This is a genomic window from Streptomyces sp. NPDC003248 (assembly GCF_055563235.1).
Window position 1 is genome coordinate 25,497 of the sequence record NZ_JBVHDT010000015.1, and the last position, 15,103, is coordinate 40,599.

Genomic DNA, 15,103 nt, shown 5'->3' on the forward strand with positions numbered 1-15,103 from the left:
GCGACGGCCTCGGGCGGCGGCCTCGGGCGGCGGCCCCATGCGACGGCCTCGGGCGACGGCCTCAGGTGGCGGCCTCAGGTGGCGGCCTCGGGCGGCGGCCCCATGCGACGGCCTCAGGTGGCGGCCTCGGGCGGCGGCCTCAGGTGCCGGCCTCGGACTCCGTGCAGTCCCAGACGGCGCGCCAACTGCGGAACGCACCCGTCCGGTCGAGGGCGTGGAAGACCCTGCCCTGACCGCGGGTGCCGCCGCGCGGCGGCGGCACGGACACCCGGCCGAGGAGGCCGGCGTCCCAGTTGCGGGAGCGCAGGTACCGGGTGGCCGCGACGGTGTCCAGTTCGATGCGGCGGAAGCCGTCGCGGACCGGGAGCGCCGCGTAGACGTCGGGGCTGGGCACGAGGTGGCCGAGGGCGGACAGCTCCGCGGCCGCGTTGTCGTCGCTCACCTCGACGGCCGGGATGCCGCCGTCGCTGAGGAAGCCGATCCACAGGGCGAGCTGGGTGGTCTCGGGGCCGTCGGCCTGAGCGGTGATCTCCGTGAGCCGCAGCAGTTCCCGGTAGGTGCCGAGGACGGCTTCCGGAGCGAGGCTCGCCTCGGGGACCGGCGGTCCCGCCCGGTCCGCGCGCACCCCGGTGAGGTCGTCGACCGTGGCCAGCCCGGCCAGGAGGGCGGTGCGGGCGCCGAGCTGGGCGCGCAGGTACAGCCGGGTCGTCTGCACCAGCCAGCGCCGGGTGCTGATGCCCGGCCGGTCGCTCTCGTCCTCCGTCCACCAGACCTTCGTCCGGGGCAGCGGGCGGGCCGCGCCGAGCCGCTCCAGCCGGTGCCGGGTCCGGGCCGCCCAGTGGTGGGCGTAGCGGGCGTGCACCCAGGCGGGCGTGGCCAGCCGGTCGCCGTGGGTGAGCGCCTCCTCCAGCCACTTCACCCAGATCCCGGTGATGCACAGCGCGTGCTGGTGGCCCGCCTCCAGCAGCTCCAGCTCGTCGGTGACGAGGCCGGCCCGGCGGAGGTTCTCCAGGTCGAAGTGGCCCAGCATGGCCCAGTGGAGGGCCGTGTGCCGGTGGCCGTTCTTGTTGGCGGCGACGGCCTTCCCCCGGTGGCGGTGGGTGGCGTAGCCGCGGTGGGAACCGCTGGGGAAGCGGGTGATCACCTGCTGGAGCCGTTCGAGCAGGCCCTCCTGTCCGCCGGTTCTGCCGGAGTAGTGGACGGCGTCCCACTCGACGCTCTGGTCGGCGCGGGCCAGCGCCCGCCGCTCGTGCGGGGAGACCGGGGAGTCGGGGTCGTCGAGCGGGCCGAGCTGCCGGCGGAGCTCGATGTACTGGTTGATGGTCCCGGACCGGAACAGGGGCTGGCTGCGGGAGAGGGCGGCCAGCTCGCACAGGGCGCGGACGGAGACCGGCCCGTCCAGCGCCCGCCAGTCGGCGGAGACGTTCCCGGGCCGGTCGAGCGTCGGCCGGGGCGGGGCGACCAGGTCGTGCAGGGCCTTCGTCTCCGCCGCCGACAGGGTGAGCGCCAGGTCCGTGCGGGCCCCCGCGCGGGCGGTGCCTCCCAGGACCGTGGTGGCGACGTACGAGGCGATCTCGCCCACCAGGAGGCCGGGGGAGCAGGTCAGCCGGTGGAAGGCCAGCGCCAGGGCGGCGGCCCCCGCCTCCCGGAACAGGTCGGCGCCCTTGAAGGCGGACGGGCGGGCCAGGACGGCGGGAGCGTCGGTGGCGCCGAGGAACAGCGCGGGCGGCCGCCAGGCGGCGACGACGTCGTGCTGGAGGAAGCTGCGCGCCCGGACGCCGTTCTTCAGCCCCGGTACGACGGCCGTCGCGCCGGCCCGCCGGACGAACCGGGTGAGATCCAGGTAGCGGTCCGCCTCCCGCAGCGCCCACGCGCGGCCGACGAGGGTCAGCGTCCGCGGGGTGACGGTCTCCCGGCCCCGCGGGGAGAGCCGGTCCATGACGCGTTCCGCCGCGTCCGCCAGGGCGCGCAGGTCCCACGGCGGCGGCCAGTCGGCGGGCGCGTCGCACCAGTACGGGTAGTCCTCCGCGGGCGGCGCCACGCGGTCGCGGCCCGTCCCGGCCCACTCCCGGTCGCACCAGCGCTGCACCTCCGCCAGGGCGACCGACGCGACCTTGGCCCGCCAGGCGGCGACGTTCCCGCTGTCGGTGCGCCGTTCACCGCCCTCCGCCAGGCGGTCCGGCACGGGGTAGTGGGACAGGCCGACGGCCGCCCGTACGGACGCGGCGACCGCCGGCGCCGTGTGCCCCTTGCGCAGGCCCGCCGCGTCGCCCCGGCGCACGAACCCGGCCACCGCCCGCTCCAGGCACCCCCGCACCCGGTGCAGGCCGTCCGCGCGCCAGCCCCGCGCGTCGACCAGCCCGATCGCGCACGGTCCGAGCCCCGCGAGCTCCGTCGCGGCGAGGCCCTTGCCGGCCATCAGGTCCTCGAAGACCCGCATCAGCCGTACGACGTGATCGGGCGTCACCCGCCCGGCGGCCGGTAACCGGCCGCCGTGTCCCGCTGCCATGCGCTACTCCTCCGCCTCGCACGCGACGACCAGGGCGTGGGCGGAGAGGATCGTGGAGCGCAGTTCCTGGAGGTATCGGGGAGCACCGAAGACCTGACGCGACAGGTGCGGCGGGGTACCGATGGTCTCGATCTCGCAGTGGAACGGCAGGCCGAGGACCCGGACGGCGTCCAGGTGCTGGTAGAGCGCGTAGAGGTGGGTGCTGACCACCAGCAGCCGCTGGGCGTTCGGGCGGCGGTCCCGGGCGAAGTGGCGGCAGGTGTCGGCTGTGTTGGCCTCGCGGGACAGGTCGCTGCTGGGGGAGCCGTACAGGCGCACCCCCGGCTTGCCCGCCCGCTCCCCGTCCAGCTGGGCCTCGCGCGGGGCCGTCAGGGGGTCGCCGTCCACCGTGACGCTCCACGGTGCCGCCGAGGGGAACTCGGCGTCCGCGAGGGCCTCCAGCAGGCCCACCTCGGTGCCGGCGCCCGGCGCGAACTCCCGGGCGTCGGCGCGTTCGCCGTCCAGCAGGGGCCGATAGGAACCCAGGAGGCAGACCTCGTCGGCCGAGAGGGCTCCGTGAGCCAGCAGCGACGCCGTGTACTCGGCCCGGCTGCGGCAACTGCTCGCCAGTCCGCCCAGGATGAGGACCCAGTCGAAGTGGCCGCCGGTGACGGGGGCCGGCTCCACGAGTCCCAACTGTCCGGCGAGGGCCAGGATCCGGTCCGTGGGCAGCGTCCCGTCGTCGGCGGCGATCGCCAGCCGGCTGTTTCCCTTGCGGAGGTTCCAGACCTCCGAGAACGCCTCCAGGCTCGCCAGCCGTTCGCGCGGTCCGCCCCGGGCGGGCCAGTCGCCGTCGAACATCTCGACCAGTTCGCGCAGCGCGGGCGAGGCCAGCAGGTCGTGGACCGGGCCGAGCGGGTCACGGTCGGTGCGGTACACCAGTGCGGTCGTCGTCACGACTCTCCCTCTGCCGGCGCGGGCCTGCCGTCCGCGCGTCCCCGGCGGCCGTCCGGCCACCGGGGCACAGTGTGGGCGCCCGGCCGGTGCGGATGGGCCGAAGCGCGAAAGAGGGGCGTGTTTTTCGGAACAGGGCCTCCCTGGTCCGTGGAACGGGCCGGACGATCTCCCGCGGCGTGAAGGGCGCCGCCGGGTGCGAGACGTTGCCTCCTGCCGGCCGCGACGCCGGCCCGAGTGGAGGGAAGGACCCCATGGAAGCCCACCGCCCCGACGGCGAACCGGCCGCGGTCTCGCTGTTCCTGATGACGACGACGGCCCTCGTCCTGCACCGGCAGGGCTGGAGCTGGGAGGAGATCCGCGCCGCCTTCGACGCGCTCGCCGCCGCCGTGACGCTGTGGCTGACCACGCAGGACGAGCAGGGCGAGCGGGACAAGTGAGCACCGCGGGCACCCGCACCGGTGCGCGTGCCCGGCCCGGTGCGCGTGCCCGGCCCGGTGCGCGTGCCCGGCCCGGCGCGGGTGCCCGGCCCGATGCGGGTGCCCCGGCCGGTTCGGTCGCTCCGTCCGGCCGGAGCGCTTCGCGCGGGTCCGGGTGCGCAGCGCCATGACGGCGGGTTCGGCCGGATGCGTCATCGGTGTCCCCCCGTGTGAGGCCGGTCACGGCTCGGAGGGCGAGAGTAGCGCCGACGGCCGGAAACGGTCCCTTCGCGTCTTCTCTTGGCATATGCCGATACGGGGGGCATGTCCCGGCGGACGCGGCACGGGCCCGCACATCACGTAACGTGACACGGCATGAAGATCCTCATCAGCGCCGACATGGAGGGCGCCACCGGCGTCACCTGGCCGGCCGACGTGCTGCCGGGGACGCCGCAGTGGGAGCGGTGCCGTGCCCTGTTCACCTCGGACGTCGACGCCGCCGTCCGCGGCTTCTACGACGGCGGCGCCGACGAGGTCCTGGTCAACGAGGCGCACTGGACCATGCGCAACCTGCTCCTCGAACGGCTCGACGAGCGGGCGCAGATGCTCACCGGGCGGCACAAGGCGCTGTCCATGGTGGAGGGCGTCCAGCACGGCGACGTCGACGCCGTCGCGTTCGTCGGCTACCACGCGGGCGCCGGCATGGAGGGTGTCCTCGCCCACACCTACCTCGCCAACTCCATCACCGGGGTGTGGCTGGACGGCGTACGGGCCAGCGAGGGGCTGCTCAACGCGCGGGTCGTCGCCGGGTACGGGGTGCCGGTGGTGCTGGTCACCGGGGACGACGTGGCCTGCGAGGACGCGCTCGGGTACGCGCCGGAGGCGCTGAAGGTGGCGGTCAAGGACCATGTGTCGCGGTACGCGGCCGTGTGCCGGACGCCGGCCCGCACCGCGGCCGAGATCCGCGCGGCCGCGAAGGACGCCGCGCGGCTCGCCGTCCGCCACGAGCCGGTGCAGGCAGGGCCGTTCACGGTCGCCGTCGAGTTCGACGCCGAACACCTCGCGATGGCCGCCACCGTCGTGCCGGGCGTCGCCCGGACCGGCGAGCGCAAGGTGGCGTACACCAGCGGCACCATGTACGAGGGGATCCGCACGTTCAAGGCCGTCACGACGATCGTCTCGGCCGCGATGGAGGAGCAGTATGGCTGACGCCCGGTCGTACGACGAGGTCGTGCGGTTCACCTCCGACCTCATCCGGATCGACACCGCCAACCGGGGCGGCGGGGACTGCCGGGAGCGGCCCGCCGCCGAGTACGCGGCCGCGCTGCTCGCGGAGGCGGGCGTCGAACCGGTGCTCCTCGAACGCACCCCGGGCCGCACCAACGTCGTCGCGCGGATCGAGGGCACCGACCCGGCCGCGGACGCGCTGCTCGTCCACGGTCACCTCGACGTCGTGCCCGCCGAGGCCGCCGACTGGACCGTGCACCCCTTCTCCGGCGAGGTGCGCGACGGGGTGGTGTGGGGCCGGGGCGCGGTCGACATGAAGAACATGGACGCGATGATCCTCGCCGTCGTCCGCTCCTGGGCCCGTGCCGGCGTCCGCCCCCGGCGCGACCTCGTCGTCGCCTTCACCGCCGACGAGGAGGCCAGCGCCGAGGACGGCGCCGGCTTCCTCGCCGACGAGCACCCCCACCTCTTCGAGGGCTGTACCGAGGCCATCGGCGAGTCGGGCGCGTTCACCTTCCACGACGGCGCCGGACGCGAGATCTACCCCATCGCGGCGGGCGAGCGGGGCACCGGCTGGCTCCGGCTGACCGCGCGCGGCCGGGCCGGGCACGGCTCCAAGGTCAACCGGGAGAACGCGGTGACCCGCCTCACCGCCGCGATCACCCGCATCGGCGCGTACGAGTGGCCGCCGCGCCTCACCCCGACCGTGCGGGCCGCGCTCACCGAACTCGCCGTCCTCTACGGCGTCGACCCCTGCCTCGACGACGTCGACGCCCTGCTGGACAAGCTCGGGCCGGCCGCCGAACTGGTCGCGGCGACCGTCCGCAACAGCGCCAACCCGACCATGCTGGACGCCGGTTACAAGGTCAACGTGATCCCCGGGGAGGCCGTCGCCCACGTCGACGGACGCTTCCTGCCGGGCGGCGAGGACGAGTTCCGCGCGACCCTCGACGACCTCACCGGCCCCGACGTCGACTGGGAGTACGTGCACCGCACGGTCGCCCTCCAGGCACCCCTGGACTCGCCCACGTTCGCCGGGATGCGCGCCGCCGTCGAGGAGTTCGCGCCCGAGGGGCACGTGGTGCCGTACTGCATGTCCGGCGGCACGGACGCCAAGCAGTTCTCGCGGCTCGGGATCACCGGCTACGGCTTCGCGCCGCTGCGCCTGCCCGAGGGCTTCGACTACCAGGCCCTCTTCCACGGCGTCGACGAACGCGTCCCCGTCGACGCCCTCCACTTCGGCGTCCGCGTCCTCGACCGCTTCCTGCGGACGGCCTAGGCGAGCGGGGGACAGCGTGCAGATCCTGCCGTACGGCTCCTGGCCCTCGCCCCTCGACGCGGGCCTCGCCGCCGCGCACGACGGGCGCCCCGAGTACGTCGGCTTCGTCGGCGACGAGGTGTGGTGGACGGCGCCCCGGCCCGCCGAGGGCGGCCGGCGCACCCTCGTGCGGCGACGCGCCGACGGCGGCGAGGAACCGGTCCTGCCCGCACCCTGGAACGTGCGCAGCCGGGTCCAGGAGTACGGCGGCCGGCCCTGGACCGGCGTACCGCACGGGCAAGGGCCCCTCGTGGTGTTCACCCACTTCGACGACCAGCGGCTGTACGCCTTCGAGCCCGGCGGCACGCCCCGGCCGCTGACCCCGGTCTCGGCGGTGGGCGGCGGACTGCGCTGGGCGGAGCCCCGGGTGCTGCCGGAGCGGGGCGAGGTGTGGTGCGTGCTGGAGGAGTTCACCGGCGACGGGCCCACCGACGTCCGCCGCGTCCTGGCCGCCGTACCGCTGGACGGATCGGCCGCGGACGACCGCCGGGCGGTGCGCGAACTCACCGACGGGCGGCGGCGGTTCGTCACCGGGGCGCGGCTCTCCCCGGACGGCCGGCGGGCCGCCTGGCTGGCCTGGGACCATCCGTGGATGCCGTGGGACGGCACCGAGGCCGTCGTCGCCGAGGTCGGCGCCGACGGGACGTTCGGCCCGGCACAGGTCGTGGCGGGCGGACCGCGGGAGTCGGTGGCCCAGGTCGACTGGTCGGCGGACGGCCGTCTGCTCCACACCAGCGACCGCACGGGCTGGTGGAACCTGTACCGCGACCACGAGCCGGTCTGCCCCCGCGCGGAGGAGTTCGCCGGGCCCCTGTGGAAGCCGGGCCTGTCCTGGTTCGCCCCGCTGGACGGCGGGCTCGTCGCCGTCGTCCACGGCCGCGGGGCCGCCCGGCTCGGCGTCCTCGACCCGGAGACCGGCGAGGTCGTCGACGCGGCCGGGCCGTGGACCGAGTTCGCGCCCACGCTCGCCGCGCACGGCGAACGGGTCGTCGCCGTCGGGGCGAGCCCGCGCAGCGCCCACGAGGTGGTCGAACTGGACGTCCGCACGGGCCACGCCCGCGTCGTCGGCGCCGCCCACCACGACACCGTCGACCCCGCCTACTACCCGGAACCCCGGATCCGCACCTTCGCCGGCCCCGACGGCCGGGAGGTCCACGCCCACGTCTACCCGCCCCACCACCCCGGCTGCGCCGCCCCGGACGCCGAGCTGCCCCCGTACGTGGTGCGGGCGCACGGCGGACCCACCGACCGCTCCCCGCTCGTGCTGGACCTGGAGATCGCCTACTTCACCTCCCGCGGCATCGGCGTCGCCGAGGTGAACTACGGCGGGTCGACCGGCTACGGGCGGGAGTACCGGGACCGGCTGCGGGAGCGGTGGGGCGTGGTCGACGTCGAGGACTGCGCGGCCGTCGCCCTCGCCCTCGCCGAGGAGGGCACCGCCGACCGGCGGCGGCTGGCGATCCGCGGCGGCAGCGCCGGCGGCTGGACCGCCGCCGCCTCCCTGGCCGGCACCGACGTCTACGCCTGCGGCACTCTCGCCTACCCGGTCCTCGACCCGGTGGCCTGGGCGACGGGCGGCACCCACGACTTCGAGTCCCGCTACCTCGACACCCTCGTCGGACCGCTCGCCGAGGTGCCCGCCCGCTACGCCGAACGCTCGCCCGCCGAGCACGCCGACCGGATCGGCGTGCCGTTCCTGCTGCTCCAGGGCCTGGACGACCCGATCTGCCCGCCCGCCCAGGCCGAACGCCTGCTGGCCCGCCTCGCGGGACGCCGGGTGCCGCACGCCCACCTCACCTTCGAGGGGGAGGGGCACGGCTTCCGGCGGGCGACGACGATGGTGCGCGCCCTGGAGGCCGAGCTCGCCCTGTACGCTCAGGTGTTCGGGCTGCGTCCGCCCGGTATCCCGACCCTGGAGTTCACGCAGTGAAGGACCTCGTGCGGCCCGCCCGGCTCGCCCCCGGCGCCCGGGTCGCCGTCGTCGCACCCAGCGGACCCGTCGCCGAGGAACGGCTCCAGGCCGGCCTCGACGTGCTGCGCGGCTGGGACCTCGACCCGCGGCCCGCCCCGCACGTGCTGGACCGCCACGGCACGCTCGGCCACCTCGCGGGCACCGACGCGGACCGGGCCGCCGACCTCCAGCGGGCCTGGTGCGACCCGGCCGTCGACGCGGTCGTCTGCGCGCGCGGCGGCTACGGCGCCCAGCGCATGGTCGACCTGCTCGACTGGGACGCGATGCGGGCGGCCGGCCCCAAGGTGTTCGTCGGCTTCAGCGACGCGACCACGCTCCACGAGGCGTTCGCCGTCCGCCTCGGCCTGGTCACCCTGTACGGGCCCGTCGCCGGCGGCGACCTCGCCAAGGACGCCCGCGCCCAGGACCACCTGAAGGCCACCCTGTTCGCCCCCGAGACCGTCCGCACGCTCACCTCCTCCGGCACCGGCCTGGCACCCGGCCGCGCCCGGGGCGTCACCCTCGGCGGCTGCCTCACCCTCATCGCCACCGGCCAGGGCACCCCGCACACCCGTCCCGGCGCCCGCGGCGGGCTGCTCCTGCTGGAGGACGTGGGGGAGCAGCCCTACCGCGTGGACCGGACGCTCACCCACCTGCTGCGCACCGGCTGGCTGGACGGCGTCGCGGGCGTCGCGCTCGGCTCCTGGGACCGCTGCGGGCCCTACGAGCACCTGCGGCCGGTCCTCGCCGACCGGCTCGGCGGGCTCGGGGTGCCCGTCGTGGAGGAGCTCGGTTTCGGCCACTGCGAGGGAGCGCTGACCGTGCCCTTCGGGGTGCACGCCGAACTGGACGCCGACACGGGCACACTCACCCTCGACGAGCCCGCCTTGCGGTGAACGAGGGCCGCGTCGCCGCTCCGGCAGGGCGGACGGGAGCCCGAGGACAGCACCCGGGCCTGATGACAGGAGCCGGGCCTGATGACAGGACCCAGGCCCGGCGACAGGACCCAGGCCCGGCGGCGGAGCGCCACGGCCGCCCCCGTCGTAGGCTGGGCCGGTGCCGCACACCGCTTCCCGCTACCTCGCCGAGGGCCCCCGCGTGGGCATACGCCACTTCACCTACGCGGACGGTGCCGAGTTCACCGCGCGGGTCCGCGAGAGCAAGGACCTGCACCACCCGTGGCTGTTCCCGCCGGCCACCACCCACGCGTACACCGCGTACGCCGGCCGGCTCATCAAGGACCCCACGAAGGCCGGCTTCCTCGTGTGCACGCTGGACGACGGCGCCATCGCCGGCTTCATCAACATCAACAACATCGTCGAGGGCGGCTTCCAGTGCGGTGCGCTGGGCTACGGTGCCTTCGCGCACGCCGCCGGACGCGGACTGATGCGCGAAGGGCTCGACCTCGTGGTGGGACACGCGTTCGGGCCGCTGCGGCTGCACCGGCTGGAGATCAACGTGCAGCCCGGCAACGCCGCCTCCATCGCCCTCGCCCGGGCCTGCGGCTTCCGCCGGGAGGGCTTCTCCCCGAAGATGATCTACATCGACGGGGGGTGGCGGGACCACGAGCGGTGGGCGCTCACCGTCGAGATGTGGACCTCCCGGCCTTCCGGTTGACCGCCTGTCCCGTCCCGCCCCGGACGGGACGGCGGGCGCCCGACCGGCGTCGGTGTCCGCGCGCTGGGCCGGTCCCGAGCGGCGCCCCCGTCACGGCCGTCGGTCGGCGGTCTCGGCGTACTCGTAGACCGAACCGTCGGGGTGCAGGGCGATCAGATTGCGGCCCACCGGCGTCGCCAACGGCCCCGCCAGCACCTCCGCCCCCAGTTCGGTGAGCCGCTTGTACGCCTCGTCGACGTCCGTGACCGCGATCGTCGCCGTGACCTTGCGCAGCACCTCCAGCTCGCTCTCCGGCCCGCTCATCAGCAGGAAGCAGCCGACCGCCGCCACCTCCACACCACCGCGCCCGAACCGTAGTGCCGGGGCGCCGGCCAGACGCTCGTAGAAGGGGACGGCGGCCTCGAGATCGTCGACGCAGACACGCAGCGTGGCTCCCAGGATGTCCATGGCGAGGAGCCTAACGGGGGCGGCCCGTGGGGGAGAATCCTTCACGCCATCCCCTCGCCGTCCGGCCGTCCCGCGCACGCCGGCCGGCCGCCCGCGGCCCCGCGGCCGCCGCCGCGCGCCCGCTGCCGGTGTCCGGATCGCGCCGCCCGCTGCCGGTGTCCGTGCCCGGATCGCCCCGCCCGCCCCCGGTGACCGCGCTCCGGCCGCCCGGCGCGGGGCCGGCGTCCGGCTCCGGACCGACGCCTCGCACGGCGCCGGTGACCGTGGCCGGATGCGGCCGGGTGGGCACGAGCGCGTCGGCCGCGCGGACGGCGTGGGCCAGCGTCGCCAGCCCGCCCCCGTCCGCGACCTGGTCGAGGCGCGGGAACTCGTACCGCTCCTCGGCGGCGGCGTGCGCCAGCACCTCCCGGCGCAGGGCCGCGAGCAGACCGGGGAAGGCGGGCGAGTCCGGCTCCACGGCGTCCAGGCGGGCCAGCGCCCGCCCGGCCCGCGCCTCCTCGGCGATCCGCCTCCCGGCGAGGCGCGCACCACCGCGCAGGTGTCTGCGCACGAAGGGGTGGACGACCTCCTCCTCGACGGTCTCGTGCACCGCGAGCAGCCGGACCAGGTCCTGGAAGGCGCGCCTGCGCTCCTCGCCCCCGGCCCGCGCCACCTCCGCGAACAGCTCCCGGATGCGCGCGTGCTGCTCCACCAGCAGCTCCACCACGTCGCTTCGCTCGGACATCGACCTGAGCTCTCTCCTGAGACGGTGAACCGCGCGCTCCCCCGAGACGGTGAACCGCGCCTGCCGGGGCGCACGACGCACGACGCACCGGGCCGCCGGGCGCCCCCGCGGCCCGTCGGCGTTACGCGCCCGACGCCCCGGGTACCCGCATTCCATGGAGCGCATCGATCACCTGGAGCATCTGGACAAGCATCTCGTCGACGAACTGGCGCAGGTGGCACGCGAGACCATCCGCGAGGAGCTGCGCGAGCAGACCCGCAAGCAGCGCCGCACGGCCATGCTGTACGCCGCGTCCGGCGCCCTCGCCCTGTACGCGGGTGCCGCCGTCGCGCTGGCCGTGGGGCTGGGGCTCGCCACGGGACTGCCGGACTGGGCCGCCGCGCTGATCACCGCGGCGATCCTCGGCGTCCTGGCGTACGTGCTGCGCGGCGCCGCCCGGCCGCACCGGCACCCGGCCCACCACGAGAGCACGGCGTCGGCCCCGCACGGCCCCACGGCCGCCGGGGTGACCCCCACCGGGCCGGCCGGCGGCCTCGGCATGCCGTACCCGCCCATGCCGCCCACCCCGCCCGGCGCGGCACCGCGCCCCGGTGACACCGACCCCGAGTCGCCGCACCACCGGGCGTGATGCCGGGTGCGGACGCGCGGGACGACGGCGGCCGGCCGGGGACGGGCCGTGGTGGTGACCGGGGCCAGTGGCGGCGTCGGCCGGGCCACGGCCCGTGCCTTCGCCGCGCGCGGCGACCGGGTCGCCCTCCTGGCGCGGGGCCGTGAGGGCCTCGCCGCCGCGGCGGACGACGTGCAGCGCGCCGGCGGTGAGGCGCTCGTCGTGAGCGTCGACATGGCCGACGCCAAGGCGGTCGAGGACGCGGCGCAGAAGGTCGCGGACGCGTTCGGCCGCATCGACGTGTGGGTCAACAACGCCTTCTCCGGCGTGTTCGCCCCCTTCACGGAGATCACCCCCGACGAGTTCCGCCGGGTGACCGAAGTGACCTACCTGGGCTACGTGTTCGGCACGCGTGCCGCCCTGCGCCACATGCTGCCGCGCGACCGCGGCACGATCGTGCAGGTCGGCTCCGCGCTCGCCTACCGCGGGGTGCCGTTGCAGTCGGCGTACTGCGGCGCCAAGCACGCCATCCAGGGGTTCAACGAGTCGCTGCGGTGCGAACTGCTGCACGGCGGCAGCCGGGTGCGCACGACGATGGTGCAGCTGCCCGCCGTCAACACCCCCCAGTTCGACTGGGTGGTGAACCGCATGCCGGGACGGCCCCGGCCCGTGGCGCCCGTGTACCAGCCGGAGGTCGCCGCGCGGGCCGTCGTGCACGCCGCGGGCCACGCGCGGCGGCGGGAGTACTGGGTGGGCGCCTCCACGGCGGCGACCCTGCTCGCCAACGCCGTCGCCCCCGGGTTCCTCGACCGCTACCTGGCCCGGACGGGCTTCGACGCGCAGCAGGAACCGCGGGACCGGCACGGCCGGGAGACGGGCTCCGCGGCCGGCGGGCCCGGCAACCTGTGGAGCCCGGCCGACGGCCCCCACGGCCACGACTTCGGCGCCCACGGCCGTTTCGACGAGGAGTCCGCCACCCGGGCCCCGCAGGAGTGGCTCTCACGCAACCGGAACCGAATGGCCGCCGGTCTGCTGGCCGCAGGCGTGGGCACGGCACTCACCGCGAGCCTACGGCGACGCGACAGGGGCTGACCTGCGGCGCTTGGCGCGGGGCGGCCGGCTCGGTGGCGCCGAGTACCGGGTGCCCGGCTCCCGTAGTGCCGGGTACGCGGCGCTCGGCTCCCGTGGTGCCGGGTACGCGGCGCCCGGCTCCCGTGGTGCCGGGTACGGGGTGCCGACCCCGTGGAACTCGGTATGCCGCGCCCGACTCGCGCGCCGCTCGGCGCGCGGCGTCCCACCCCGTGGCGCCTGCCACGAGGTGCCCGTCTCCCGCGGTGCCCGGCACGTGCTGCCTGACCCCGTGGCGCGCGGTACGCCCCCCTCGCGGCGCCCGGTACGCCGCGCCCGCCCCCCTCGCGGCGCCCGGTACGCCGCGCCCGCCCCCTCGCGGTGCCCGGTACGCGGCACCCGCCCCCGACCCGTCGTGGCCCGAACAGCTCCGCCGACGTGCCGGGCGGTACCGGGGCCCGACCGCGCCCCGGTGCCCGGCGGCGCGGCCCGGAGAAGCGGTGGGCGTGCGCCCCCGCGCCGGGGTCCCGGACGTTTGGCGGTCCTGGCCAGGGGGACGCGGAAAGCCTCGTACGACACGCTCCCCGCGCCGCGAGGGCGTGGGGAACCCCAGCCGGAGGCGAACCCGTGAGTCGACCCCGCATCGTGATCGTCGGAGCCGGTTTCGCCGGGTACCGGACGGCCCGCACCCTGACGCGGGTGGCCCGCGGCCGGGCCGACATCACCCTGCTGAACCCCACCGACTACTTCCTGTACCTGCCTCTGCTGCCCCAGGTGGCCGCCGGCATCCTCGAACCCCGCCGGGTCACCGTCTCCCTCACCGGCACCCTGCCGGGGGTGCGGCTGGTGCTCGGCGAGGCCGACCGCATCGACCTCGACGGACGCACCGTCGGGTACACCGGCCCGGAGGGCGAACCGGGCGCGCTCGCCTACGACCGGCTGGTGCTCGCCGCGGGCAGCGTCAACAAGCTGCTGCCCATCCCCGGCGTCGCCGAGCACGCGCACGGCTTCCGCGGTCTGCCCGAGGCGCTGTACCTGCGCGACCACGTCACCCGTCAGACGGAGCTCGCCGCCGTCGCCGACAGCGCCGCGGAGTGCGCGGCGCGCTGCACGTTCGTGGTGGTCGGGGCCGGCTACACCGGCACCGAGGTCGCCGCGCAGGGGCAGCTGTTCACCGACGCGCTGGCCCGCGCGCACCCGCCGGCCACGGGGATGCGGCCGCGCTGGCTGCTCCTCGACGTCGCCGAGCGGGTCCTGCCCGAGCTGGACGAACGGCTCTCGCGCACCGCCGACCGGGTGCTGCGCGAGCGGGGCGTCGACGTGCGCACGGGCACCTCCGTGAAGGAGGCCACCCGCGACGGGGTCCTGCTCACCGACGGCGCGTTCGTCGACACCCGCACCCTGGTGTGGTGCGTGGGCGTACGGCCCGATCCGCTCGCCGAGTCCCTGGGACTGCCGATGGAACGCGGCCGGCTCCTCGTCGAGCCCACGCTCCGGGTGCCGGGCCGGCCCGAGGTGTTCGCCTGCGGTGACGCGGCCGCCGTGCCCGACCTGGAGAAGCCGGGGCAGTACACGCCGATGACCGCCCAGCACGCCTGGCGGCAGGGCAGGGCCGCCGGACACAACGTCGCGGCCTCCCTGACCGGGGGCACGCTGCGGCCCTACCGGCACAAGGACAAGGGGTTCGTCGTCGACCTCGGCGGGGTCAAGGCCGCCGCCAACCCGCTCGGCGTCCCGCTCTCCGGGCTGCCGGCCGGCGCGGTCACCCGCGGCTACCACCTCGCCGCCATGCCCGGCAACCGCGTCCGCGTCGCCGCCGACTGGCTGCTGGACGCCGTCCTGCCGCGCCAGGCCGTCCAGTTGGGCCTCGTCCGCTCGTGGGCGGTGCCGCTGGACACGGCGTCGCCGGAACTGACCCGCGTCCCCGACCGACCCGGACACCGTGCCTCGGCGTCCTCCGGACCGGGGGCCGCCCTCGCCCCGGAGGCGGGCGGCGACACGGGCGCGGGAGGCGACGACGACACCGGGGCGGTCGTCGCGCCGACCCCGGAGACCGCCAGGCATCCTCAGCACGGGGCGGGCGGCGACACCGGCGCGGGGGGCGACGACGACACCGGGGCGGTCGTCGCGCCCACCCCGGAGACCGCCAGGCGTTCCCCGCACGAGGAGCCCCCGGGGCCGCGGCCCTCCGACGGCCGCCGGTCCGGGGCGCCTCCCGGCGGGCACGAGCCCGACCCCGGTCCCGAGCGCCGCGCCGACCCCGCCCCCGACCCCGACGCCTGA

The 15,103-nt window shown here is 76.4% G+C and carries 13 protein-coding genes; 9 read left to right on the top strand and 4 right to left on the bottom strand.

Annotation, left to right across the window (positions count from 1 at the left end; genetic code table 11):
• Positions 1-139: 139 nt before the first annotated feature.
• Together ACZ3KJ_RS28490 and ACZ3KJ_RS28495 are read right to left on the bottom strand one after the other, a co-directional pair.
• A complete protein-coding gene (locus tag ACZ3KJ_RS28490; RefSeq protein WP_467531125.1) occupies positions 140-2,509 on the bottom strand; it encodes a hypothetical protein in 2,370 nt (789 codons plus the stop codon).
• 3 nt (positions 2,510-2,512) lie between these two features.
• Positions 2,513-3,445: a hypothetical protein gene (locus tag ACZ3KJ_RS28495; protein ID WP_467531127.1), complete on the bottom strand. Its 933-nt coding sequence runs from the start codon at positions 3,443-3,445 to the stop codon at positions 2,513-2,515.
• Positions 3,446-3,696: 251 nt separating this feature from the next.
• On the opposite strand from ACZ3KJ_RS28495, the gene ACZ3KJ_RS28500 reads away from it, so the two are divergent.
• The 6 genes from ACZ3KJ_RS28500 (at position 3,697) to ACZ3KJ_RS28525 (ending at position 9,974) form a co-directional block, all read left to right on the top strand.
• Positions 3,697-3,882, top strand: a complete 186-nt coding sequence (locus ACZ3KJ_RS28500) for a hypothetical protein (protein ID WP_467531128.1) — start codon at positions 3,697-3,699, stop codon at positions 3,880-3,882.
• 354 nt (positions 3,883-4,236) lie between these two features.
• Positions 4,237-5,070 carry a M55 family metallopeptidase gene (locus tag ACZ3KJ_RS28505; protein ID WP_467531130.1) on the top strand — a complete coding sequence of 278 codons (834 nt, stop codon included), beginning with the start codon at positions 4,237-4,239 and terminating at the stop codon, positions 5,068-5,070.
• Complete coding sequence (locus tag ACZ3KJ_RS28510; protein WP_467531131.1) at positions 5,063-6,367, top strand: M20/M25/M40 family metallo-hydrolase; 1,305 nt, start codon at positions 5,063-5,065, stop codon at positions 6,365-6,367. The genes ACZ3KJ_RS28505 and ACZ3KJ_RS28510 overlap by 8 nt, the downstream gene beginning before the upstream one ends.
• Positions 6,368-6,383: 16 nt before the next feature.
• Positions 6,384-8,336, top strand: a complete 1,953-nt coding sequence (locus ACZ3KJ_RS28515; protein ID WP_467531133.1) for a prolyl oligopeptidase family serine peptidase — start codon at positions 6,384-6,386, stop codon at positions 8,334-8,336.
• Positions 8,333-9,253 (top strand): S66 peptidase family protein, encoded by a 921-nt coding sequence (locus ACZ3KJ_RS28520; protein ID WP_467531134.1) that lies wholly within the window; start codon positions 8,333-8,335, stop codon positions 9,251-9,253. The genes ACZ3KJ_RS28515 and ACZ3KJ_RS28520 overlap by 4 nt, the downstream gene beginning before the upstream one ends.
• Before the next feature lie 160 nt (positions 9,254-9,413).
• Positions 9,414-9,974 (top strand): GNAT family N-acetyltransferase, encoded by a 561-nt coding sequence (locus tag ACZ3KJ_RS28525; RefSeq protein ID WP_467531136.1) that lies wholly within the window; start codon positions 9,414-9,416, stop codon positions 9,972-9,974.
• A 90-nt stretch (positions 9,975-10,064) separates the two neighbouring features.
• Here ACZ3KJ_RS28525 and ACZ3KJ_RS28530 read toward each other — a convergent pair whose 3' ends face one another.
• Entirely contained in the window at positions 10,065-10,421 is a 357-nt protein-coding gene (locus ACZ3KJ_RS28530; protein WP_467531137.1) for a VOC family protein, read from the bottom strand.
• 10 nt (positions 10,422-10,431) lie between these two features.
• Positions 10,432-11,145: a hemerythrin domain-containing protein gene (locus ACZ3KJ_RS28535; protein ID WP_467531139.1), complete on the bottom strand. Its 714-nt coding sequence runs from the start codon at positions 11,143-11,145 to the stop codon at positions 10,432-10,434.
• Positions 11,146-11,299: 154 nt separating this feature from the next.
• On the opposite strand from ACZ3KJ_RS28535, the gene ACZ3KJ_RS28540 reads away from it, so the two are divergent.
• The 3 genes from ACZ3KJ_RS28540 (at position 11,300) to ACZ3KJ_RS28550 (ending at position 15,103) form a co-directional block, all read left to right on the top strand.
• Positions 11,300-11,773, top strand: a complete 474-nt coding sequence (locus ACZ3KJ_RS28540; RefSeq protein WP_467531141.1) for a phage holin family protein — start codon at positions 11,300-11,302, stop codon at positions 11,771-11,773.
• Between the two features lie 48 nt (positions 11,774-11,821).
• Positions 11,822-12,844: an SDR family oxidoreductase gene (locus tag ACZ3KJ_RS28545; protein ID WP_467531142.1), complete on the top strand. Its 1,023-nt coding sequence runs from the start codon at positions 11,822-11,824 to the stop codon at positions 12,842-12,844.
• Positions 12,845-13,447: 603 nt separating this feature from the next.
• Positions 13,448-15,103 (top strand): FAD-dependent oxidoreductase, encoded by a 1,656-nt coding sequence (locus ACZ3KJ_RS28550; RefSeq protein ID WP_467531144.1) that lies wholly within the window; start codon positions 13,448-13,450, stop codon positions 15,101-15,103.

Bases quoted from the DNA above. Each gene is read 5' to 3' on its own strand.
- ACZ3KJ_RS28490 (WP_467531125.1), bottom strand. From the start codon at position 2,509: ATGGCAGCGGGACACGGCGGCCGGTTACCGGCCGCCGGGCGGGTGACG.
- ACZ3KJ_RS28500 (WP_467531128.1), top strand. From the start codon at position 3,697: ATGGAAGCCCACCGCCCCGACGGCGAACCGGCCGCGGTCTCGCTGTTC.
- ACZ3KJ_RS28505 (WP_467531130.1), top strand. From the start codon at position 4,237: ATGAAGATCCTCATCAGCGCCGACATGGAGGGCGCCACCGGCGTCACC.
- ACZ3KJ_RS28510 (WP_467531131.1), top strand. From the start codon at position 5,063: ATGGCTGACGCCCGGTCGTACGACGAGGTCGTGCGGTTCACCTCCGAC.
- ACZ3KJ_RS28530 (WP_467531137.1), bottom strand. From the start codon at position 10,421: ATGGACATCCTGGGAGCCACGCTGCGTGTCTGCGTCGACGATCTCGAG.
- ACZ3KJ_RS28535 (WP_467531139.1), bottom strand. From the start codon at position 11,145: ATGTCCGAGCGAAGCGACGTGGTGGAGCTGCTGGTGGAGCAGCACGCG.
- ACZ3KJ_RS28540 (WP_467531141.1), top strand. From the start codon at position 11,300: ATGGAGCGCATCGATCACCTGGAGCATCTGGACAAGCATCTCGTCGAC.